The 22448-nt window shown below is 32.1% G+C and carries 18 protein-coding genes and 1 other RNA gene; 8 read left to right on the forward strand and 11 right to left on the reverse strand.

What is annotated here, in order from left to right; translation table 11 throughout:
* Window positions 1-48: 48 nt before the first annotated feature.
* The 6 genes from ACEWL1_RS09500 (at window position 49) to trpA (ending at window position 5432) form a co-directional block, all read left to right on the forward strand.
* The gene (locus tag ACEWL1_RS09500; RefSeq protein ID WP_409233081.1) at window positions 49-627 is read left to right on the forward strand and encodes an anthranilate synthase component II; all 579 of its coding nucleotides are present in this window, start codon (window positions 49-51) and stop codon (window positions 625-627) included.
* Window positions 628-717: 90 nt separating this feature from the next.
* Window positions 718-1704 (forward strand): anthranilate phosphoribosyltransferase, encoded by a 987-nt coding sequence (trpD, locus tag ACEWL1_RS09505; RefSeq protein WP_409233082.1) that lies wholly within the window; start codon window positions 718-720, stop codon window positions 1702-1704.
* A gap of 119 nt (window positions 1705-1823) precedes the next feature.
* Entirely contained in the window at window positions 1824-2612 is a 789-nt protein-coding gene (gene trpC, locus ACEWL1_RS09510; RefSeq protein ID WP_301401558.1) for an indole-3-glycerol phosphate synthase TrpC, read from the forward strand.
* A 118-nt stretch (window positions 2613-2730) separates the two neighbouring features.
* Window positions 2731-3381: a phosphoribosylanthranilate isomerase gene (locus tag ACEWL1_RS09515; protein ID WP_409233083.1), complete on the forward strand. Its 651-nt coding sequence runs from the start codon at window positions 2731-2733 to the stop codon at window positions 3379-3381.
* Window positions 3356-4540 (forward strand): tryptophan synthase subunit beta, encoded by a 1185-nt coding sequence (trpB, locus tag ACEWL1_RS09520; RefSeq protein WP_409233084.1) that lies wholly within the window; start codon window positions 3356-3358, stop codon window positions 4538-4540. Before ACEWL1_RS09515 ends, trpB begins: the two co-directional genes overlap by 26 nt.
* A gap of 130 nt (window positions 4541-4670) precedes the next feature.
* The gene (trpA, locus tag ACEWL1_RS09525) at window positions 4671-5432 is read left to right on the forward strand and encodes a tryptophan synthase subunit alpha (RefSeq protein WP_409233085.1); all 762 of its coding nucleotides are present in this window, start codon (window positions 4671-4673) and stop codon (window positions 5430-5432) included.
* On the opposite strand, the gene ACEWL1_RS09530 is transcribed toward trpA, so the two are convergent.
* Window positions 5429-5872 carry an FKBP-type peptidyl-prolyl cis-trans isomerase gene (locus ACEWL1_RS09530; protein WP_409233086.1) on the reverse strand — a complete coding sequence of 148 codons (444 nt, stop codon included), beginning with the start codon at window positions 5870-5872 and terminating at the stop codon, window positions 5429-5431. The two genes, trpA and ACEWL1_RS09530, sit on opposite strands and share 4 nt — an antisense overlap.
* A 145-nt stretch (window positions 5873-6017) precedes the next feature.
* Here ACEWL1_RS09530 and ACEWL1_RS09535 point away from each other — a divergent pair, with 145 nt between their 5' ends.
* Window positions 6018-9185, forward strand: coding sequence for a S41 family peptidase (locus ACEWL1_RS09535; protein ID WP_409233087.1), 3168 nt, complete (start codon window positions 6018-6020; stop codon window positions 9183-9185).
* Window positions 9186-9538: 353 nt separating this feature from the next.
* On the opposite strand, the gene ACEWL1_RS09540 is transcribed toward ACEWL1_RS09535, so the two are convergent.
* The 5 genes from ACEWL1_RS09540 to ACEWL1_RS09560 all read right to left on the reverse strand — a co-directional run bounded on the left by ACEWL1_RS09540 (window position 9539) and on the right by ACEWL1_RS09560 (window position 17656).
* On the reverse strand, window positions 9539-9724 hold the full coding sequence (locus ACEWL1_RS09540) for a hypothetical protein (RefSeq protein ID WP_409233088.1): 186 nt from the start codon (window positions 9722-9724) through the stop codon (window positions 9539-9541).
* Window positions 9725-9737: 13 nt separating this feature from the next.
* Window positions 9738-11360, reverse strand: coding sequence for an amidohydrolase (locus ACEWL1_RS09545; RefSeq protein WP_409233089.1), 1623 nt, complete (start codon window positions 11358-11360; stop codon window positions 9738-9740).
* Between the two features lie 4 nt (window positions 11361-11364).
* Complete coding sequence (locus ACEWL1_RS09550; RefSeq protein ID WP_409233090.1) at window positions 11365-12798, reverse strand: M20/M25/M40 family metallo-hydrolase; 1434 nt, start codon at window positions 12796-12798, stop codon at window positions 11365-11367.
* A 63-nt stretch (window positions 12799-12861) separates the two neighbouring features.
* On the reverse strand, window positions 12862-14610 hold the full coding sequence (locus tag ACEWL1_RS09555) for a hypothetical protein (protein WP_409233091.1): 1749 nt from the start codon (window positions 14608-14610) through the stop codon (window positions 12862-12864).
* A 4-nt stretch (window positions 14611-14614) separates the two neighbouring features.
* A complete protein-coding gene (locus tag ACEWL1_RS09560; protein ID WP_409233092.1) occupies window positions 14615-17656 on the reverse strand; it encodes a tetratricopeptide repeat protein in 3042 nt (1013 codons plus the stop codon).
* Between the two features lie 184 nt (window positions 17657-17840).
* On the opposite strand from ACEWL1_RS09560, the gene ACEWL1_RS09565 reads away from it, so the two are divergent.
* Window positions 17841-18527 (forward strand): cell division ATP-binding protein FtsE, encoded by a 687-nt coding sequence (locus tag ACEWL1_RS09565; RefSeq protein WP_409233093.1) that lies wholly within the window; start codon window positions 17841-17843, stop codon window positions 18525-18527.
* Here ACEWL1_RS09565 and ACEWL1_RS09570 read toward each other — a convergent pair.
* From ACEWL1_RS09570 to ssrA, 5 genes are all read right to left on the reverse strand, one after another.
* Window positions 18520-19635 (reverse strand): hypothetical protein, encoded by a 1116-nt coding sequence (locus ACEWL1_RS09570; protein ID WP_409233094.1) that lies wholly within the window; start codon window positions 19633-19635, stop codon window positions 18520-18522. The two genes, ACEWL1_RS09565 and ACEWL1_RS09570, sit on opposite strands and share 8 nt — an antisense overlap.
* Window positions 19625-20710 (reverse strand): glycosyltransferase, encoded by a 1086-nt coding sequence (locus tag ACEWL1_RS09575; protein WP_409233095.1) that lies wholly within the window; start codon window positions 20708-20710, stop codon window positions 19625-19627. The genes ACEWL1_RS09570 and ACEWL1_RS09575 overlap by 11 nt, the downstream gene beginning before the upstream one ends.
* A 162-nt stretch (window positions 20711-20872) precedes the next feature.
* Window positions 20873-21409 (reverse strand): peptide-methionine (S)-S-oxide reductase MsrA, encoded by a 537-nt coding sequence (gene msrA, locus ACEWL1_RS09580; RefSeq protein ID WP_409233096.1) that lies wholly within the window; start codon window positions 21407-21409, stop codon window positions 20873-20875.
* Window positions 21406-21846, reverse strand: coding sequence for a peptide-methionine (R)-S-oxide reductase MsrB (msrB, locus tag ACEWL1_RS09585; RefSeq protein WP_409233097.1), 441 nt, complete (start codon window positions 21844-21846; stop codon window positions 21406-21408). The genes msrA and msrB overlap by 4 nt, the downstream gene beginning before the upstream one ends.
* A 101-nt stretch (window positions 21847-21947) precedes the next feature.
* Window positions 21948-22342, reverse strand: a transfer-messenger RNA (tmRNA) gene (gene ssrA, locus ACEWL1_RS09590).
* Between the last annotated feature and the right edge of the window lie 106 nt (window positions 22343-22448).

Below are 22448 nucleotides of genomic sequence, written 5' to 3' on the forward strand. Positions count from 1 at the left end.
CTTTAGCCTTTAGCGAATAGCTAATAGCGAAAAGCCAAAAGCTTTACAATGAAAATATTAATATTAGACAACTACGATTCTTTTACCTACAACCTAGTTCACATGGTAGAAGATATTACTGGAAATTTGCCAGATGTTTTTAGAAATGATGAAATTGATGTAGAAGAAATTCAGCGATACGATGTGATCATTTTATCTCCAGGTCCTGGAATTCCGAATGAAGCAGGAATTTTAAAAGAAGTCATTGCTACCTACGCAGGAAGAATTCCAATTTTTGGAGTGTGTTTAGGATTGCAAGCAATAACAGAAGTTTTTGGAGGTAAAATTGAAAATATGGGAGAAGTTTTTCACGGAGTTGCAACCGAAATGGAAATCATTAAAAAAGAGGCTATTATTTTTAAAGGAATTCCGCAAAAATTTGAAGCAGCCAGGTATCATTCTTGGATTGCATCCAAAGAAAATTTCCCATCAGAATTAGAAATTACGGCAATAGATGAAGACGGAGCAATTCAGGCAATTGAACACACAGCGTTTAATATTTCGGCAGTTCAGTTTCATCCAGAATCTATTTTAACAGAAGTTGGCGAGCAAATTGTTCGAAATTTTTTAGAAAACATTAAAAAGTAAATTGTCTCCTCGAGCGCAGTCGAGAGGTTTTAATTAGGTCTCGACTGCGCTCGACCTGACAAAAAGATACTGAAATAAATTCAGCATAAAATGAAAGCAATTTTAAACGATTTATATCAACAAAAAACCTTGTCAAAAGCGCAAGCAAAAGAGATTTTGATACACATCTCCACAGAAAAATACAACGACGCACATTTAGCATCGTTTATGACCGTTTTTATGATGCGTCCAATTACAGTCGATGAGCTTTCTGGTTTTAGAGATGCTTTAAAAGAATTGGCAATAAAAGTAGATTTGTCAGATTTTAATACGATTGATATTGTAGGAACTGGCGGCGATGGAAAAGACACGTTCAATATTTCAACTTTAACCTCATTTATTGTTGCTGGAACTGGACAAAAAGTGGCGAAACATGGAAATTATTCGGTGTCTTCACAATCGGGTTCTTCTGATATGTTAGCCAGTTTTGGATATGAATTCACCAATGATGAAAACATTTTAAAACAACAATTAGAAGCCGCAAATATTTGTTTTTTACATGCACCAAAATTTCATCCAGCGATGAAAGCTGTTGGACCAACACGAAAAGCATTGGCGTTGAAAACATTTTTTAATATGTTAGGTCCGTTGGTAAATCCGAGTTCGCCACAGAATCAATTGTTGGGAACTTTTAATTTAGAAGTAGCGCGTTTGTACAATTATATTTTACAAGAAGAAGACATCAATTACGGAATTGTACACGCATTAGATGGTTATGATGAAATATCATTAACTGGTGCATTTAAATTGTTTACAAAACAAGGAGAACAATTAATTACTCCAGAAGAATTGGGTTTTAAAAACTTAGCACAGTCAGAAATATTTGGAGGAAATTCAGTTGCTGATGCAGCAAAAATTTTCAAGAATATTATTGAAGGAAATGGGAGCGAATCGCAAAATAATGTAGTATTGACAAATGCTGCTTTTGCATTGAAAGTAGTTGATTATAAAAAATCATTTGAAGAAGCGTTTGAGGAAGCAAAAAGTTCACTTTTTGGTTTGAAAGCAAAAGAAAGTTTGAGTAAAATAATAAAATAGAGTTCTCGATACAATTTTCTCATAAAATCGAAAATCACTCGAACTGACAAACGTATTGTCACATCGAGTGAATTTATGAAGAATGAATAAATTTGTATAGAGATGTAATTAAAATAAAGATGACAATTTTAGACAAAATAATCGCATTTAAAAAGAAGGAAATCGCCAAGATAAAAGCAGAAGTTCCTTTAAAGAAATTAGTAGAAAGTCCGAATTTTGACAGAAAAGTATTTTCACTGAAAAAATCGTTGTTAGAAGTTGGTTCAACCGGAATTATTGCCGAGTTTAAACGTCAATCGCCATCCAAAGGAATTATCAACGACAAAGCAACTATTGCTGAGGTAACTAATGGATATTTGGACGCAAATGTTGCGGCGCAATCTATTTTAACGGATACTTCGTTTTTTGGCGGAACGATGGCAGATTTGATGGAAGCAAGAGTTATCAACCAGCAAAAACCAATCTTAAGAAAAGATTTTATTGTTGATGGATTTCAAATTGTGGAAGCCAAAGCAATCGGAGCAGATGTGATTTTATTGATTGCTTCTTGTTTGACTTCTGTAGAGTTAAAAAACTATGGAAAACTTGCTTCTGAACTTGGATTGGAAGTATTGTACGAAGTACATACACAAGAAGATTTGGATAAAATCAATGATTTGGATAATAAAATCATCGGCATCAATAACAGAAATTTAAAAACCTTTGAAGTTGATTTAGAACATTCAATCAAGTTGGCAAATCAAATTTCTGATACTTCTGTAAAAGTTTCTGAAAGCGGAATTTCAGATCCAAGAATTATTACAGGATTAAAAGAATACGGTTTTCAAGGATTTTTAATCGGAGAAAATTTTATGAAAGAAGAAGATCCAGGTTTGGCATGTCAAGAGTTTATTAGTCAAATTAGATAATATATAAATGTCAGTTAAATTTTGAGGAACGAAAAATTTGTATAGAGAACAAATGAGACTTCTCGATACAATTTTCTCATAAAATCGAAAATTACTCGAAGTAACAAAAAAGAATAAAATGAAACTAAAAGTTTGCGGAATGAAATATGTAGAAAATATCCAACAGGTTGCGGATTTGCAACCTGATTACTTGGGTTTTATTTTCTATGAGAAATCAAAAAGAAATTTTGATGGAATCATTCCAGAACTTCCAAAATCAATTAAAAAAACGGGCGTTTTTGTCAATGCAAAAATTGATGAAGTGGTTTCAAAAATAAAACAATACAATTTACAAGCCGTTCAGTTGCACGGTGATGAAAGTGTGAATTATATTAATGAACTAAAAAGTTGTCAAAAGAACCTGAAACGAGTTCAGGTTGAAGTTATCAAAGTGTTCGGAATAAAAGACAAATTCGATTTTGATGTTTTAAAACCATATCTAGACGTTGTCGATTATTTTTTATTCGACACCAAAGGAAAAGAACGAGGCGGAAATGGAATTACGTTTGATTGGAAGGTTTTAGAGAAATATCCATTTACAAAACCGTTTTTTTTAAGCGGTGGCATTGGATTAGATGAAGTTGAAGGCGTACTGTCATTCCTGCGAAAGCAGGAATCTAAATATTGTTACGCATTAGACATTAATAGTCAATTTGAAATAAAAGCTGGTTTAAAATCAGTAGAAAATATAGAAAAATTTAAAAATGAAATCAAAATTTCAACCCACTAAAGAAGGATATTACGGGCAGTTTGGAGGAGCGTTTATTCCGGAATTGTTATATCCAAATGTAAAAGAATTGGAAGATAATTATTTAGATATTTTATCTTCTGATGCATTCCAAAAAGAATACAAGGATTTGTTACAGCACTATGTGGGTCGCCCAAGTCCGTTGTATTTAGCAAAGCGATTGTCAGAAAAATATGGCGCAACCATTTATTTAAAACGCGAAGATTTAAATCATACAGGAGCGCATAAAGTAAACAATACAATCGGTCAAATTCTAGTTGCCAAACATTTAGGAAAAACGAAGATTATTGCAGAAACTGGTGCAGGACAACACGGAGTTGCAACCGCAACTGTTTGTGCATTAATGAATTTAGAGTGTGTGGTTTTTATGGGAGAAACAGACATCAAACGTCAAGCGCCAAATGTAGCTCGTATGAAAATGTTAGGAGCAAAGGTTGTTCCAGCAACAAGCGGAAGTAAAACCTTAAAAGATGCTACAAATGAAGCGATTCGTTATTGGATTCAACACCCAGAAACCTATTATTTAATAGGTTCAGTGGTTGGGCCACATCCATATCCAGATATGGTTGCGCGTTTGCAAGCGGTAATTTCAGAAGAAATGAAAGGGCAACTAAAAAAGCAAACTGGAAATGAAAATCCAGATACAATTATTGCATGTGTTGGAGGCGGATCTAATGCAGCTGGAGCATTTTATCATTATTTAGAGGATGAAGATGTTGAATTAATTGCTGTTGAAGCTGCTGGTTTAGGAGTAGATTCTGGCGAAAGTGCTGCGACTTCTCAGTTAGGCGATGTTGGTGTTATTCATGGAAGTAAAACGATTTTAATGCAAGATGAATACGGGCAAATTACAGAGCCGTATTCTATTTCTGCTGGATTAGATTATCCTGGTGTTGGACCTTTACATGCTTATTTACACGAAACAAAACGCACAAAATTTATGAATGCTACGGACAAAGAAGCGTTGGGTGCTGCTTTTGAATTGACTCAGCTAGAAGGAATCATTCCAGCTTTAGAAAGCGCGCATGCGTTGGCGGTTTTACCGAAAATGAAGTTGAGAAAAGAGCAAGTTGTGGTGATTAATTTATCGGGTAGAGGCGATAAAGATTTAGAAACGTATATCAATCATTTAGAAAAATAAAATAATTGTCACCTTGAGCGCAATCGAAAGGTTATGACAATTATGATAATAGTTCTCGATACAATTTTCTTTTATCTCGACTCCGCTCGATATGACAGAAAATCACTCGAACTGACAAATACAAAAAAACATGAAATTATTAAAAAACATATTTCAAGAAAAAGAAAATTTATTGTCGATTTTTTTTACGGCAGGTTATCCAAATTTAAATGACACAGCACAAATCATTTCAGAATTAAGTAAAAATCAAGTTGATTTTATTGAAGTTGGTTTGCCTTATTCTGATCCTTTAGCAGATGGCCCAACGATTCAAGAAAGTAGTCAAGTTGCGTTGCAAAACGGAATGAATTTAGACATCGTTTTTGCGCAATTAAAAGCAATAAAAGACACAAATTTAACTCCGTTAGTTTTAATGGGGTATTTGAATCAGCTATTAAAATTTGGCGAAGATAAATTTTGTCAAGCTTGTGTAGATTGCGGGATTGAAACCCTAATTCTTCCAGATTTACCCATGATTGAGTATGAAAATCATTATCAACAATTGTTTAAAAAATATGGTTTGACCAATGTGTTTTTAATTACGCCACACACATCCGAAGAACGAATAAGAAAAATAGATGCCTTAACAGATGCTTTTATTTATGTAGTTGCTTCGGCTTCAATAACTGGCGCAAAAGGAGAAATTTCAAATCAGCAAATCGATTATTTTGAGCGCATAAAATCTATGAACTTAAAAAGTAATTTAGTGATTGGTTTCGGGATTTCAGACAAAGAAACTTTTGATACTGCCTGTCAATATGCAAATGGAGTTATTATTGGTTCGGCGTTTATAAAAGAATTATCTAAAAACGGAGTGAATGGGATTGATAATTTTATACAATCTATCCGTTAATCATTTACTTTTAATAAATGTATGCTAAAGATTAAAACAGATCCACCCGGTATAGAACTAGAACCATTACTTCCGTAGCCTAAATGAGAAGGAATCAACAACCAACCTTGCGAATCTTCATTAAAATAAGTCAATCCTTCTGTCCAACCGTCAATTACTCCTTGTAAATTAAAGGAAACGTTTTGACCTTGATCAAACAATCTATCATCGGTAAAATATCCTTTATAATTTACAGTTACATTAGAGTTTGATGTTGGTTTTACTCCAGTACCAACATCTGTAATTACATAATATAAACCAGAAGCAATTTTTTTAGCGTTTAAATTCTTGGCTTTTATATATTCTTGAATCTCAAGATCGTTTTCTGAACTATAATCTTCTTCATTATTACTACATGAAACAAAAAGGAAGATTAAGAATAAAGGGATATATGATTTCATTGTTGTTTACGGGATTAGTTTAAAGTTGGCGAAGATAGGAGATTTTGTTTAAAAGTTAATTAATGTAGAAAATAACGTTAAAGAAATCTCGATATTCAGAGATTAAAATTATATAGTTTATTTTAGTTGCTCTAAACTTTATATTATGACTAAAAAAGCTTTATTTTTTTTAGCAGTCTTTCTTAATTGCGGATTGTTAATTTCTCAAAACACACTTATTCGTGAACCATCAATAAGTCCAGATGCTAGCCAAATGGCATTTAGTTTTCACGGAGATATTTGGGTTTATAATTTTTCGAATAACCAATCAAAAAGAATCACGATTCATCAAGCTTATGAAAGTAATCCTATTTGGAATGCGAAAGGAAATCAACTTGCATTTACTTCTAACAGAAGAGGAAGTACCAACATTTTTACTACTGATGTAAATGGAGGAATCCCAACTCAATTAACCTATTTTCCTACGACAGATACTCCATCACAATGGAATTCTAATGGAGATATTTTATTTAATTCAAATAGAATGTACAAAGGCCCAGAATGGGATCCTGCTATGTATTCTGTGAATGAAAAAGGAGAAACACCACAGCGTCTGTTAGCCGCTTTAGGAAGTCAGCCAACAATTTCTCCGAATGGTAATTTTATTGCTTTTGTAAAAGGTGCTTGTAAAATTTCTAGAGAAGATTATAGCGGGCCAGCACAAAGAGATGTTTGGATTTATAATTTAAAAACAAAACAGTATCATCAAATTACAACAAGTAACAAAAATGATCATACACCACTTTGGGACGCAAATAACAACTTGTATTATGTGGGTGCAGAAAGTGGGCGCTATAATATTTATAAAACGGCAATTAATGCAAACGGAACTGCTTCTAGAAAAGCACAGCGTTTAACGAAATTAAATAGAGACGGAGTTTGGTCTTATTCTGTAAGCAACAACGGAACTATTGTGTACAATAGTGAAGTGAATGTTTATAAATTACAAAATGGTTCAACTCAAAAATTAAACTTAAACATTGCAACAGACAATCGTTTTGAATTGGAAGAAACAAAAACAGTTTCAAACGGAATAGGAGGTTTGAGTGTTTCTCCGAATGGAAAATTGATTGCGCTAAGTATCAATGGAGAAATTTTTGTAAAAGAGAACAACAAAGATAAAACGAGTACAAACAATGTAAGTAATCATTTTTTTAGAGACGATAATCCTTTCTGGATTGATGACAATACGTTAGGATTTTTATCAGATAGAGATGGGCAAAACGAATTGTATAAAGTTGTTTCTATGGATGAAAAGGTAGATTTAAGTAGAAGCTTAAAAACGAAAGTTACGAAACTTACAAAAAGTAAAATTGATGTTTTTGAGCCCTTACTTTCTCCTGATAGAAAGAAGGTTTCTTATAGAATTGGTAGAGGTCAATTGGTCATTGCTGATGTAATAGATGGAGCGATTAGTAATATTAAAAGTTATTCTGATACTTGGGCAGCAGCAGAAGGAGTTAGCTGGAGTCCAGATAGTAAATACATTGCATATTCTCAAGAAGATTTAAATTTTGATAGCGAAGTTTATATTCAGTCGGTTGCAAATCCTACAATTAAAATGAATGTTTCAATGCATCCAAGATCAGATGTTGGCCCTGTTTGGAGCCCTGATGGAAAAAAACTTTCATTTGTTTCGAATAGAGCAGGAGATAGAGGGGGAATTAATTTTGACACATGGATGGTTTGGTTGCAAAAATCTGATTGGGAAAAATCTAGAACAGATTTTAAAGAAGGTGACTATTACCAACCGAAAACAGACCCGAAAGCTAAAAAAGAGAAAAATGAAGTGGTTGTAACGATTGATGAAGACAGAATTTTTGATCGTTTGGTTCAGGTAACAAGTTGGGCAGGAAATGAATTTGGTGCAATGTTTAGTGCAGATAGCGAAAGTATTTATGTTTCTGCGACTGATCCTGCAACAAACCAAAATGGTTTTTACTCTGTAAAATTAACAGGAGGAACTCCAACTCCAGTAAAAGGAGTCTCTAATGTTGGAGCAACAAGTTTTAATAAAGGAACTTTGTATTACTCCTCTAGAGGAAGATTAAAATCATTGAATTTAAAATCAAATAAAGTGGCTTCTTTTACCCATTCAGCAACATACACAACAGATTTTAGTAAGCTAAATGAACAAATATTTGAAGAAGGAGTTAGAGCAATTACTGCAGGGTTTTATGACCCAAGATTTCATGGTTACAATTGGAGTGGTATTGTTAATAGATATCGCCCTTGGGTATTATCCGCAAAAACAAAACAAGAGTATACATTTATGTTTAACAATATGCTTGGTCAGTTAAATGCAAGCCATATGGGATATAGAGGTTCAAATCCAGAACAAGTTTCAAGTGATCGAGTTGGCTTGTTAGGATTGGATGTTACAAATATTAAAAATGGTGTTCGAATAAATTATATATTACCAAATTCAGCAGCAACAAAAACCAATGTTTCTTTAAATGTTGGCGATGTCATTACTGCTGTAAATGAAAATAAAATTGATGCTAGAACAAATTTTTATAGCTTGTTGAAGAACACCTCAGACAAAGAAGTATTGTTGACCTTGTCAACTGGGAAAGAAATTGTTGTAAGAACCGAGTCTACAGGGAAAATGGCGCAATTGCGTTATGAAGAGTGGATCAATTCTCGTAAAAAATTAGTGGATCAATTTTCGAACGGACAATTAGGATATATTCATATTCAAGGAATGAATTTACCAAGTTTTGAACGTTTTGAACGCGAATTAAAAGCGAGTGGTTACGGAAAAAAAGGAATTGTGATTGATGTGCGTTATAATGGTGGAGGTTGGACAACCGATCGTGTGATGACGGTGTTAACAACACAACAACATGCGTATACAGTTCCAAGAGGAGCAACAAATAATTTACAACGTGATAACAAAAAGTATGCAGGCAATTACCCATATAATGAGAGAGCTATTTTATCGGTAAACACAAAGCCTTTAGTTGCATTAGCAAATGAAAATAGTTATTCGAATGCAGAAATTTTCGCACATGCTTTTAAAAGTTTTAAACTAGGGAAGTTGGTTGGACAGCCAACCTTTGGGGCAGTTATTTCTACGGGAAGCCATAGATTGCAAAATGGCGCCATTAGAATGCCTTTTAGAGCTTGGTATGTAAAAGAATCTGGAATGAATATGGAACATGGACCAGCAGTTCCAGATTATTTGGTAACGAATAAACCAGGTTGGAAAGCTAGAGGAGAAGATGATCAATTGAAAAAAGCCGTTGAGGTTTTATTACAAGGAATGAAATAAATTATGTGTCATTTCGAGCTTGTCGAGAAATCTTTAGAATTGAGATTCTTCCGTTACAGTCGGAATGACATGAGTTAACAAAAAAAGGCAAACCAATTGGTTTGCCTTTTTTGTGCTTTCTTTTAAAATGAAAAAGAAATGATATCGTTTTAGTCTTCAATCCTAGAAATAGTGAAAGAAGGAATGGAATTGCAGTTCGAAGAATTAAGCATGAAATTCCGAAAGAGAACGGTCTGAAAGAATTTCATAAGGATTGAATTGATTTTTTGTTCCGTTTTGTAACAAGACAAAATGAAAAGAAGTAAAAAAAGCGAACCATTTGGCTCGCTTTTTTAAATCTATAAATATTTGTACTACATTTTTATTGATTCAGTAATAATTAAATAAATTCCAATTACAACTAATCCAAAACCGCCATTTCGAAGCTTAAAAGATAAACCTCCGTTTCCAATTTTTCTTTTCAATTTTTCATAACCAATAATTATAAAAACACCAGAAACTATAAAAATTATGCCAATAATTAAATATTCAAAATCCATTTAAATAAAGTAATTAATAAACCTTCTCGCCATTTACATAGGTAGCAACCACTTTTGTTTTATGAATTTTACTTCCTTCAACTTCCATGATGTTTTGGTTTAGAATCACAAAATCAGCAAACTTACCAACTTCAATGCTTCCTTTTTCGTTTTCTTCAAAGTTAGAATGTGCTGCCCAAATGGTCATTCCGCGTAAAGTTTCTTCTCTGGTTAAAGCATTTTCCATTTGAAATCCACCTTTTGGATATCCTTCTGTGTCTTGGCGAGTTACTGCGGCAGAAAACGTTAAAAACGGACTTACTCTTTCTACAGGAAAATCAGTTCCTAACGCTACACTTCCGTATTTGTTTAATAAATCTTTAAATGCATAGGCACCTTTCATTCGTTCTGCTCCAATTCTATCGCCTGCCCAATACATATCAGAAGTTGCGTGTGTTGGCTGAATAGAAGGAACAACATTGTCAAACAAATCAAAATCTTCTGGAGAAATAATTTGAGCATGCTCAATTTTCCAACGTCTGTCTTTTTGGCCTTTTAAAGCTTCTTTATAGGTTTTTAAAATATGAGTATTTGCAGAATCTCCAATGGCATGTGTATTCATTTGATAATCTGATTTTGCAATTTGATTTGCAATTTCTGTATATCTAGTTGGATTAAAAATCATGGCTCCAAAATGATTGTCTCTATCGCTATAAGAATCACGCATTGCAGCTCCACGAGAACCTAAAGCACCATCGCCATATACTTTAAACGAACGCACATTTAAGCGATCTGTTTTAATAATTCCTTTTGGTAAATAGTAATCTAAATTTTTCTGACTTACAGAAACCATTGCATAAATACGCATTTTTAAATCTCCTGTTTTTTGTAAACTATCCATTAAATCGATCGTAGATTTTCCAACTCCAGCATCATTTACGGTGGTTAACCCATAACTAAAAGTTACTTTCTGTGCATCTAATAATCCTTGAATAGATTCTTTTTTTGTTGTGTTCGGAGTTTTGATATATCCCATTGCAGCATCAATTAAAACACCAGTAAGTTTCCCGTTTTCTTGGATAAATTCTCCTCCAGATATTTTTTTAGGAAATTTTGTACTAGACAAACCTGAATATTTTAAAGCCGCTTCATTTACCAATAAAGCATGACCGTCAACTCTACGAATTGCAACTGGTGTATCAGGAAATAACTTGTCTAATTTTTCTTTTGTTGGGAATTCTTTTACTTCCCAATCGTTTTGATCCCAACCGCGACCCGTAATGTAATCTGCATTTTTTTCTTTTTTAAAGGCTGCTAATTTTTCTAAAATTTCATCATAACTACCAGTTCCTCTTAAATCTACTTTTTGTAGACTTAATCCTAATCCGAAGAAATGACAATGTGCATCAATTAATCCTGGAACAATAGTTTGGTTTTTGGCATCGATAGTTTTTAGAGTTGCAAAGTTTTTTTGGATTTCGTCATTGGTTCCAACTCCAATAAATTTTCCGTCTTTAACCGCAAAACTTTCTGCTTTGTCAAAATTGTTATTTACTGTGTATGCATTTGCATTGATGACAATAAAATCTGCTTTTTCTTGTTGTTTGCACGATGCTAAAAGCATCAAGAAACTAAGTGATAAGATTATTTTTTTCATTGTATTATTGTTTGATTGGTGTGTTGTTGTATAAATATTTATCCATTAAATAAATCATGCTTGCCATAGAAGCACTTCCTAATTCAAGTTCACGTTTGTTCACTTTATCAAAAGTATCTGTTGCAGCATGATGATAATCAAAGTAACGTTGTGGATCTGGACGATAACCAACCAAGGTGGTTCCTTCAGATTTTAGCGGACTAATATCTGCACCACTTCCACCTTTTTTAATGTCGTGTAATCCATACGGAGCTAATAACTTTTTCCAGCTTTTTAATAAATTGGTGTTTGCTGAATTAGCATCAATTGTAAAACCTCTTGGCGTATGTCCGCCAGCATCAGATTCTAATCCTCCGATATGAATTTCTTTGGTTGTTTTTACAGCATCTGCATACGCAGTTGCTCCGCCACCACCTTGCTCTTCATCCATAAAGAAAACCACACGAATGGTGTTTTTTGGTTTGATATTATTTTCTTTAAAAATATGTAAAACTTCTAAAGATTGTACAATCCCTGTTCCGTCATCATGAGCGCCATCACCTAAATCCCAAGAATCTAAATGTCCGCCAACAACAATAATTTTTTCAGGATTTTCTGATCCTCTTATTTCACCAATTACATTGAAAGATTTTTCTTTTGGTAAATTTTTAGAAGTTTGTCTTAAGTATACTTTTAATTTTGGATCTTTTTTTAATTGCTTGCTCAGCGTTTCAGCTGCTAATGTGCTAATTGCTGCACCAGGAATATATTCGTTTTCTGGAATATCACCATAACGCATTGTGCCAGTATGTGGATAATCGTCAATATTGTTTGTCATAGAACGAACAATAACCGCCAACGCACCAAACTTACCAACGGTTGCTGCTCCGCTTCCTCTTTGATCTACACAACCGCCATACGCACTAAATGTATTGATGATAGAATTATCAAAAGGTCTGTTGTAAAAGATTATTTTACCTTTCGCTTTTTCTCCTAATGCTTCAGCTTCTTTTAGACTAAACACTTCGATAACTTCAGCAAAAACACCTTTATTTGGTGTTCCGATTGAGCTACCTAAAGCACAAACAGCCATGTCTACTTTTTTACCGTTTGAAACAAAATAAGAAATTTCTTTTTCTCCTCTAACCCAGTGAGGAACTAGTGCAGGTTGTAGCCAAACGGTGTCTAAGCCAGCTTCTTTCATTACGCGTTCTCCCCATTTTACAGCTAATGTTGCTTCTGGAGAACCAGATAATCTTCCGCCAACATTTGATGTTAAATCTCGAAGCCATTCGTAAGATTTACCGTTTAATAACGCGGTATCAAATATTTTTTTGATGCTTGCTGCATCCACTTTTTCTTCAGCAGTTAATTCGTTTGAAGTTGTTTTTGTTTCTTTCTTTTCGGTACATGCAATTACTAAAATTGCAAAAAGAAAAAGAATGGATAGTTTTTTCATTGGTTGTAGTTTTATAAAAGTGTATAAATCTACATAAAATCAATGAATTATAAAGTCTAAAGATTAGAAATCAAACTTATAACTAATTCCTGCTAACACTTGAAAACCTTGCACGTCAAAATTACTGAACTGTTGATATTCTGAATTTAAGACATTATTCATTTTTAAGAAAGCGGTAAACTTGTCGTTAAAATGATATCCTCCGTTAATGTTTACATCAACAAAAGATTTTAAGGTTTGCACGCCGTTTATTGCCGATGGATATGTTCCGCTATATGTAACATCTTTTCTGTCTGAAACAAAGAAAATATTTACGTCTGTGTACCATTTTGTGGCTTTGAAATTTCCGAAAATTTGGGCATTCATCCTTGGTAAATTCCAAGCTTCAGTTTGATTTGTAATTGTGTACGAATTAAACTCTCCATTTGTTCCAATGACTAAATTTCTATTGACATCAACGGTAAATTCACCGAAGAAAGAAAGCGTTTTAACGTCATCATAAATTATCGAAAAAGAGTTTCCGTATTCATAACCCAACAACCCAGCAGTGTTTGTTCCGTCTGATTTAGAATTGTTTCTTAGAAACATTGCTTTGTCATCTTCATCGCTATAACTTGCTTTTAAATCATAGCTCATATTTGGAGATAATTTTCCGTTTAATCCACCGAAAAATTCATATTTTTTATTGGTTTGCGTAATAAATTGTGTCGGCGAAATATATGGATTTTCATCACTAAAACTTTTAAATGTATTGGTGTTTAAATTTCCGCCAGCACCAACATAAATAGTTACATAATTTGCTACTAAAGGATAATTGATGTTGATATCTGGATACACAAAAACTTGACTTATTTTATTTTCTAGATCAGATGTGAAATACAATTTTGTTCCGATTCTAAACGTAAAATCATTGTATTCAAAATTGTATTTCGGAGCAACACCAACTGTGAAAAAGCTGTGCTCTAATCTTGTTGCTGCGCTATACGATTGCGCAAATTCTCCGTTTACATAATCAAAAGTAGTGTCTAAAATTAAATCGTTTAATTTTCTGCCAATGTTTTTTAATGAGATTTTAAATTGTGGTTCAAAAGTAAATCGCAATTCTTTACTCAACAATTCATCAGAGAAAAAAGATAAACTTACTTTACTGGAATTGATAAAGAAATCTTCAAAAACTACTTCTGCTGCTGTTTCAAAATTTGTATAGGTTTGTTGCTCATCAATTGCAGAAATTGTTGCAGGTAAATAGGTAATTGAACTTGGTAAACCATACCAATTGTAGTTGTTTTGTTCGTAATTTGCTCCAATTTTCCAAGTAAAATAATGTTCTTCTTGTTTGTAAAATGCACCAAATTTCATGTTTGAAAAATTGCTGTTTAACGGAGTTGTATCAATACTATTATCTGATGAAATGTATTTTGCATACAAACCAAAATCATTTTTAAATCGTGTTGTATGATGCAAAAAAGCTTCTACAAATGGCGTTGAATTATTTCCAAAACCAGCAGCTAAATAATTGTTGTACAAACGTTCTTTAACGCCCATATTGATTCCTTTTGCAACACCACTTTTAGGAATAAAAGTGGATGCAACAGGTGCAGAAAAAATCTGATATTTTAATTGCTTCTTTTGGTTTTTTGCGCCCAACTGAATTTTCGGATTCCTCTTAATTTTAAAAGCATCAGAAATCGTTGGAGTATAAGAAGTAATTACATTGATTACCTCAGTTTTTATAGTGTCTTTTGCCTTTGTTTGAGCAATTACAAGTGTGCTTAAAGTACAAAAGCAAAGTGTTAATACAATTTTTCGCATTGTTTTAATCTCTTTTATTGTTGTTAGGGGTTACCGATTCGTTTGTTTTTGCTTCGTTGGTTTTTATAGTAGAAAGCTCTCTTTGAGCATCTAAAATAACATCATCAAACTGTGTAAAATTTTTAATAATGTTTTCTAAAATGTACGTTGCTTGATAGGCATCTTTTAGACCATAATAGTTTTTAGCCATTATAATATAACTTTTAACGCCCCAATATTTATAGGTAGAATAATCTGCAATTAAGGTTTGAACTACTTTATTAGATTCGGCATATTTTTTATTCTGATTCTTAAAATACGCATTAAAATACAATGCTTCTGCTTTTAATTCGCCACTTGCATTGCGCTCAACTTCGTTGTAAAATTCTTCGGCAGTTATTAAATCGTCTGTTTTAAAGGCGGCACGCGCAATAATTGTTTTGGCATCAAACTCAACATTTTCTTCTAATTTGTCTTTCTGCAATACTTTTTCTGCGTATTCTACTGCTTCTTTAAATTCATTCGCTTCGTAGTAACTTTTCATTAAATTACTTTGAGCAAATAAAATATTCTGCGGATAATTAGCTTCTTGTTCTAAACGAATTAAAAGCGGAGTTGCATGTACCCAATCTGCTTTTTCTAAATAAATTTGAGATAATTTATTTAAAGATTCTTCGCTAAATTCACTTTGATTTTGATCAACAACATATTGATAATACTGAGTAGCTTTTTCTGTTTGATTTGTTTTTGATAAAGATTGCGCCAAATAAAAATTAGCTTTTAAAGCGTGTAATCCGTTCGGAAAAGCTGCAATGTATTTTGTAAATCCTTCAATTGCTTTTTCAGCATTGTTTTCTAAAAATTTATTTTCTGCAGATTCATAGGTTGTATTGTCTAAATCGGCATCAGTAACATTTACAAAAGAAATATTTTTTACCCAAGTTGCATATACATCAACCTGGCCTAGATCTACATATACGTTTCTGGCATTTGTAACAGCTTCTCTTGCTTCGCTTGAGTTTGGATATTCGCTTACAATCTTTTTAAATCTATCTAAAGCTTGTGCATTGTCATTGTCATTATAATACAACAAACCTTGACGCAATAATGCTTTTGGAACATAAGAACTTTTGGTGTGTTGAGATAAGAGCCTGTTAAACGTTTCGTGTGCTTTTGCATTATTTTTTACAGTTACGTACGTGTTTGCTAGTTGAAACAAAGCATCATCTTGCAAACTTGTTAGTTCGTAATTAGTCACTAAATTATTTAGATTGTTAATTTTTTTAGTGTTATCTCCTAAAAATCCAAAACTAATTGCTTTTTGATAAGTTGCGTAATCAGATCCAACACCTAAATTATTTATTACTTTATCATAAGCAGAAATAGCATTCGAATATTTCTTAGTTACAAAATAACAATCAGCTAAACGGATATTTGCATCGTCTAATAATGGGTTGCCTTCTTTTGCTTTTCTGATAAAACTATTGAATGAACTTGCTGCTTTTGTATACTCTTTTAACTTAAAATGACTGTAAGCAATATTGTAGTCGATGGTTTTAAAAACATCAATTTGTGATGCGCCAGAAGTTTTTTTAAAGGTTGTAAATCCGTCTAAAGATTTTTTGAAATTTGACAACTGATAATCGGTTTCTGCTTTCCAATACAAAGCCGAAACTTTTATTTTAGTATCAGTAGAAGTTGTGGCAGCTATAAAATATGGATACGCTTCTTGTAATTTTTTAAGATTGAATAATTGAACGCCTCTGTAATAAGATACGTCTTTGGTAAATTCTTTATTCTCGTTGCTTTTCTTTTTTGCTAAATAATTTAACGCTCCTTCATAATCTTGTTGATACAAATAAGAAGTTACCACCAACTGATTTATTTCTTGATAAAAAGGCGATTTCGGATACGCAGTTAAAAAATCTTGCAATACATCTGCGACACTTTTGTACGGATTTCCTTGTTCGTAACTTAATTTGGCATAATTTAAAAAAGCGTCTTCTTTAATTTTTGCATCAAAATCCATTTCGCTAGCGCTTTTAAAAGCATTTAACGCTTCTGGTTTTCGCTCTAAATACAAATAACATTCTGCTAAATGATAATAGGCATTTTGAGAAACACTGTTTTTATCACCAATAATTTTATTAAAGTTTTTTACAGCATTTTCAAAATCGTTTTGTTTGTAATATGCATATCCTAATTGATAATAATCTGTATTATTCCATTTGCCACGTTTGCCTTTATAAGCACTTAAATATGGCAACGCTTCTTTGTATTTTTTTAAATTGAAATAACTTTCACCAACAATTTTAGAAATGTCAGAAATTTCTTTTTGCTTTGGATCTTTTAATAGTTTTTCTCCAATTTCAATACTTTTTTCAAAGCGACCATCTTTAAAACTGATGTCTAACAAATAATAGGTTACTTCACTTGTGTAAGAAGCTTGTTTTGCAATTTCTTGTAAATGGATTTCTGCCGTTTCGTAATCTGCTTGTTTATAGGCGATGAATCCGTAGTAATATCTAGAATCGTTTCCGTAGCGAGCATCATTAATTAAAGGGAAGAATTTTTTTCTTGCTAGCTTTAAGTTTCCTGTGGTTAGCATTGCATAACCCATTTTAAAATCGAGCTCTTTTTTATTTTCGGTTGATAAAACTTCTCTATTTACTTTAGAGTACCATTTTAAAGCATACGACGCTTTTTTATTAGCAAAATAGTAATTACCAACATTTAAAAAGGCTTTCTCTTTTTTGTTGCTGTTTGGGTTGTTTTCTACAAAAGCTAAAACCATCTTATCGGCTTCAACCTGATTTAGCTTTATAGCGCACATTGCAGTATAATATTCAGAATCTGACTTTAACGCAGCAGTACTTCTATTTTTTAAAGCAACTTCTTTGAATGTTTTTTGAGCAGCAGCATACGCTTTATTATTGTACAATTTAATGGCGTTGTTATAATCAGCCAAACTATTTGTTTCCATTTCTGTTTGCTGAGCAGAAATAACGCTAGAACTTACAGTGATTACAACTAAAAAAGCGAATGTTTTAAAAAAGCGAATGTTCATTTTTCTTAAAGGGTTTTTTGGCTATTTGAAAACTATAACGTAGTTTTTTTTATTTTGTTTGATAAACATCCAAAAAAACAAACGTTGGTTTAAAAAATCAAAGATAAAAATTGTTAAAGATTAATTCTCTTAATATTTCTTTAAACTGACAAGAAAATTATAAGTTTGTAGAAACTACTTTTTTATGGCTGATGCAATTTTACATTTAGAAGACGCAGATATTTACCAAAGAGATAATTTGGTGCTCTCTAAAGTCAATTTAAAAATTGAAAAAGGTGAATTTTATTACTTGATTGGGAAAACTGGAAGCGGTAAAAGTAGCCTGATGAAAACCTTGTATGGCGATTTAAATTTAAAACGCGGAAATGGAACCATTGTAGATTTTGATTTAAGAAAATTAAAAGAAAAAGACATTCCTTTTTTAAGAAGAAAAATCGGAATTGTATTTCAAGATTTTAAATTGTTAAATGACAGAACCGTTTTTGATAATTTATTATTCGTTTTAAGAGCAACTGGCTGGAAAGACAAAGAAAAAATGACCGTTAAAATTCATGAAGTTTTAGAAAAGGTGGATATGAAAACCAAATACTACAAAAAACCTTTCGAGCTTTCTGGCGGAGAACAACAACGCATTGCAATTGCAAGAGCTTTGTTAAACGATCCTGATTTAATTTTAGCCGATGAGCCAACAGGAAACTTAGACCCAAAAACTTCGTTAGAAGTAATGGAATTGCTAAACGGAATTCATCAAAGCGGAAAATCGATTTTAATGGCAACACATGATTATGCGTTGATTGTAAAGTTTAAACAAAAAACAATTAAATGCGAAGGGGGCGAATTGTTTGAGGTTGTGCAGCAAGCAATTATTTAAAGATAGTTTCTATTATTTTCTTTGCTGAATTATTTGGGTTGAAAACTTTTAGTTTTTCTTGACGTTTTATGAAATTCTCAGAAGAGAATTCTTGAGAAAATAAGAGCGCTGTTTTTTGTAGAATTTGTTCTTTTGTGTTTGCTAACTCACACAAATTTTCTAAACCAGTATCAGCAATCATATTAGAGTTTCCAATTATAAATTTACCTTGATAAAGAGCATTTAATAACTTTAGTTTTATTCCAGTTTTCTGAAATGTTATTAGTGTATTTATATGAGCTTTTTTAAACAAGACTTCTAATTCTTCTTGATTTTTTATAGATTCAAAAGCAATATTTTGATGTTTTTCTATTTCTTTATTAACAGAAGATTTATCGCTACTTGCAATTACCAATTTATATGAACTGTCTTTATAAACATCTATTAAAAACAGTGCAGCTTTAATATTATCTGAAATTCTTAAATCTCCATGATACAAAATAAAATTTCCTTTTGTAGAATGATTTTCTATACGTTTTGCTTCATGAAAAGCAGTAATATAAACACATTTTTCTCCATACTTTAATGAGAAATATTCTTGTTCAAAAGGAGAAATAGTGAAAATACCAGTTACTTTTTGTATGATTTTTTCGTACTTCTTAAGTTTATAAGATTCAAGTTTGTAGAACAATTTTTTTAAAATAGTAGCTTCGCTTTTCGCCAATCCTTTAAAATAAGTATGCTCAATATTGTGTGTTCTTATGTAGGTTTTTGAATTAAAATTTGTTTTGGTAAGTGGAAAAGTGGTGTGTAATCCTTCAAACAAAATAGGTGCATTTATTTCTTTTAAACGATTAATTAAGAAACTATTTTCTCTGTTTTTAGTGATAAACGGAATTGTTGAAAGTACACTTTTAATAGCAGGTGCTCTTTTGTAATAAAAAACATTTTTACAGTATTTTTCTAATTCTTTTTGCTGAGGTCTGTCATACTCAAAACAATGCAAATAAATTTCAATATTTAATTGATGTAGTTCTTTTATTTTATAAAAAACATCAATTACTCCTCCGTAATTTGGCGGATATGGAATATTAAACGAAACAATATGTAACTTTTTACTATTTGGCATTTTGATAGATTGAAATTATTTTTTGCTCCTCATTTTCCCAATTCAATATGTTTTTAGCATTAATAATTTCTTCTGAATGTTTTCTAAAATCAAACTCTTCAATTTGCTTTGCTAATAATTTAGGATTTCTATTCTGAATAATTTCTCCAAATTTATACGTGTCAATAATTTTTTTCATCTCTGGTAAATTAGAAACTAAAACAGGAACTTCTGCGTGTAAATAATCAAACAACTTATTAGGTAATGCGTATCTATAATTCAACCCTAAATCTTCTTCTAAAGAAATGCCAATATCAGCGAGTGGAGTTAGTGCGTTCATTTCTGGCGGAGTCAGTTTTCCTAAAAAATAAACCTTTTTATCAGCAATTAATTTTACAGCGCTTTTTTTTAAGTCATTTATAATATCACCAGAACCAATCACTACAAAAATATGATTTTCGAGATGCTTCATTGTATCAAGCATAAGTTCCAAACCTCTGCCTATATTTACTGCTCCTTGATATAAAATAATTGTTTTTCCATTTGTGTCAAAAGGAAAAACACCAATCGTGTTCTTTTTAGTTTTTGGTAAATTTCTTATGGTTTCAAAATGAGTTTTGTATTTGTTTTTATAATATTCGGCAATTGAGTCACTAACGGTGTAACAGTTTTTTAAATTTGGGATAATTCTCCTCTCAATGCTTTCCCAGATTTTTTTCACTCTTGGTCTATCAACAAGTTCAGGAATCTCTGTAAACAACTCATGACTATCATAAATAATTGTTTTTGATTGCAATTTACTCACCAAATAATTTGGTAAAAGTGTATCTAAATCATTTGCAACCAAGATGTCTTTTTTTAGAAATAGCAATTTAAAGAAAAGACGAATGTTGTACTCTGCATAAAATAAAAATCCGTTGTTAAAAAATAAACGCATCCTAATCGTTTTGTATTTTCTTGTAATCGGAATACTGTTTTTTAATTTTCTTCCAATAAGAGTGATATTGTAATTATTAGAAAACAGCGTATCACAAATTTTCGCAACTCTTTGGTCAGTTGTTAAATCGTTAGTAGTAGAAATTATAATATTTTTCAAGAAGAATACTTTTAACGCAAGATATAAAAAAACCCGCTCCAAATAAATGAAGCGGGAAAATTGCTATGAAAAAGAATGATAAGAAACTCTTATCAGTTACTTAGACTCTAATTTTGTTAAAAGTTTACAGGCAATTATTGCTTTTAACAAAATTTTAAGAATTTACTTTAATTTATCGGCGTGTAATCTTCTCAAGGTATTCAGTTTTGGAGTAATTACATAACTGCAATAACCTTGTTCTTTATTTTCTCTATAATAGTTTTGATGCTCAGAATCGGCTTCGTAAAAAATAGAAAACGGACTAATTTCTGTAACGATGTTGTTTTCGTAAACCTCAGATAATTGTGTTAAAACTTCGTATGCAACCTCTTTTTGAGTTTCATTCTGATAAAAAATTACAGAACGATATTGAGTTCCTCGATCTGCTCCTTGTTGATTTAAAGTTGTAGGATCGTGTGTTGTCATAAAAATGATGAGAATCTCTGCAAATGAAATGATAGTTGCATTAAAAGTAATTTCAATCACTTCTGCATGTCCAGTTAATCCAGAACAGATTTCTCTATAGGTTGGTTTTCCAGGAACTGTTCCGCCAGAATACCCAGAAACTACTTTTTCTACACCTTTTACTTCTTGAAAAACTGCTTCTGTACACCAAAAACAGCCGCCACCAAGAATGGCAGTTTCTAAATTATTTTTCATTTTTTTAATTGAATTGAAATAGAATTTACACAAAAACGCAATCTGCTTGGTGCTGGTCCATCAGGAAATACATGACCTAAATGTGCATCGCAAGTATTACACAAAACTTCAACACGAATCATTCCGTGTGTGGTGTCTTTAAAATATTTTATTGCATTTTCTTTGATTGGTTCTGTAAAACTTGGCCAACCACTGCTAGAATCAAACTTTATATTTGAATCAAATAATTCTGTATCGCAACAAGTACACGTATATTTTCCTGTTTCGTAGGTAGAACAATGTTCACCTGTATAAGCACGTTCAGTTCCTTTTAAACGTGTAATTTGATATTGTTCTGGAGTTAATTGTGCTTTCCATTCATCCTTTGTTTTGGTAACAATTTTGTCTGGTGTTGGATTTCCTTTTGTAGCATAATTGATTACATCTTTCCAAGTCATTCTTTAAATTTTAAATTCAATTATTGGTCGTAAAATATGGGTTTAAATTACAATAATTGTTGAACTAAAAACCCTGTAAATTATTACAGGGTTTTTTATTTCTGTGGAGACGCCGAGAATCGAACTCGGGTCCAAACAAGCGGCCAAAAGGCTTTCTACATACTTAGTTTTTAATTAATTTTCGTCTAGTAGCTGATTAAAAACAATCCACTAAAAGCTTATCTTCTTTAGTTTCAAAATGATGTCGAAGCTCCAACATTTCTATGTTTACATTTACGATGCCCAAAAGTGAAACGCCGCAAACCAAGGCTTTTCGTGGACATAAAGCTTGCACACCTAGTGTGCCGAGGCCAATCCTACTGTAATTCGGATTAAGCAGCTAAAGCGTAGTTATCTTCGCCGTTTAAAAAAGTTGAAATAAGTTTAACGAGTCTTGATTTCATTCCTCGGTATGCTTACATTCTAACGCGTCTTGCTGTCAAAACCAGTCGTCCCCGTTTATTCTGAACTTGTTTCAGAATCTCTTCAAAAGATATTCCAAAGAAGAGTTTGCAAATTTAATAATAAAAATGACAAAAATAGCGTTTGTACATCTTTATAAA

This window comes from Polaribacter gochangensis (genome assembly GCF_046224025.1).
Taxonomy (GTDB): Bacteria; Bacteroidota; Bacteroidia; order Flavobacteriales; family Flavobacteriaceae; genus Polaribacter; species Polaribacter gochangensis.

Excerpts from the sequence above, each read along its gene's own strand:
- ACEWL1_RS09500 (WP_409233081.1), top strand. The coding sequence starts at position 49 with ATGAAAATATTAATATTAGACAACTACGATTCTTTTACCTACAACCTA.
- trpD (WP_409233082.1), top strand. The coding sequence starts at position 718 with ATGAAAGCAATTTTAAACGATTTATATCAACAAAAAACCTTGTCAAAA.
- trpC (WP_301401558.1), top strand. The coding sequence starts at position 1,824 with ATGACAATTTTAGACAAAATAATCGCATTTAAAAAGAAGGAAATCGCC.
- ACEWL1_RS09515 (WP_409233083.1), top strand. The coding sequence starts at position 2,731 with ATGAAACTAAAAGTTTGCGGAATGAAATATGTAGAAAATATCCAACAG.
- trpB (WP_409233084.1), top strand. The coding sequence starts at position 3,356 with ATGAAATCAAAATTTCAACCCACTAAAGAAGGATATTACGGGCAGTTT.
- trpA (WP_409233085.1), top strand. The coding sequence starts at position 4,671 with ATGAAATTATTAAAAAACATATTTCAAGAAAAAGAAAATTTATTGTCG.
- ACEWL1_RS09530 (WP_409233086.1), bottom strand. The coding sequence starts at position 5,872 with ATGAAATCATATATCCCTTTATTCTTAATCTTCCTTTTTGTTTCATGT.
- ACEWL1_RS09535 (WP_409233087.1), top strand. The coding sequence starts at position 6,018 with ATGACTAAAAAAGCTTTATTTTTTTTAGCAGTCTTTCTTAATTGCGGA.
- ACEWL1_RS09540 (WP_409233088.1), bottom strand. The coding sequence starts at position 9,724 with ATGGATTTTGAATATTTAATTATTGGCATAATTTTTATAGTTTCTGGT.
- ACEWL1_RS09545 (WP_409233089.1), bottom strand. The coding sequence starts at position 11,360 with ATGAAAAAAATAATCTTATCACTTAGTTTCTTGATGCTTTTAGCATCG.
- ACEWL1_RS09550 (WP_409233090.1), bottom strand. The coding sequence starts at position 12,798 with ATGAAAAAACTATCCATTCTTTTTCTTTTTGCAATTTTAGTAATTGCA.
- ACEWL1_RS09555 (WP_409233091.1), bottom strand. The coding sequence starts at position 14,610 with ATGCGAAAAATTGTATTAACACTTTGCTTTTGTACTTTAAGCACACTT.
- ACEWL1_RS09560 (WP_409233092.1), bottom strand. The coding sequence starts at position 17,656 with ATGAACATTCGCTTTTTTAAAACATTCGCTTTTTTAGTTGTAATCACT.
- ACEWL1_RS09565 (WP_409233093.1), top strand. The coding sequence starts at position 17,841 with ATGGCTGATGCAATTTTACATTTAGAAGACGCAGATATTTACCAAAGA.
- ACEWL1_RS09570 (WP_409233094.1), bottom strand. The coding sequence starts at position 19,635 with ATGCCAAATAGTAAAAAGTTACATATTGTTTCGTTTAATATTCCATAT.
- msrA (WP_409233096.1), bottom strand. The coding sequence starts at position 21,409 with ATGAAAAATAATTTAGAAACTGCCATTCTTGGTGGCGGCTGTTTTTGG.
- msrB (WP_409233097.1), bottom strand. The coding sequence starts at position 21,846 with ATGACTTGGAAAGATGTAATCAATTATGCTACAAAAGGAAATCCAACA.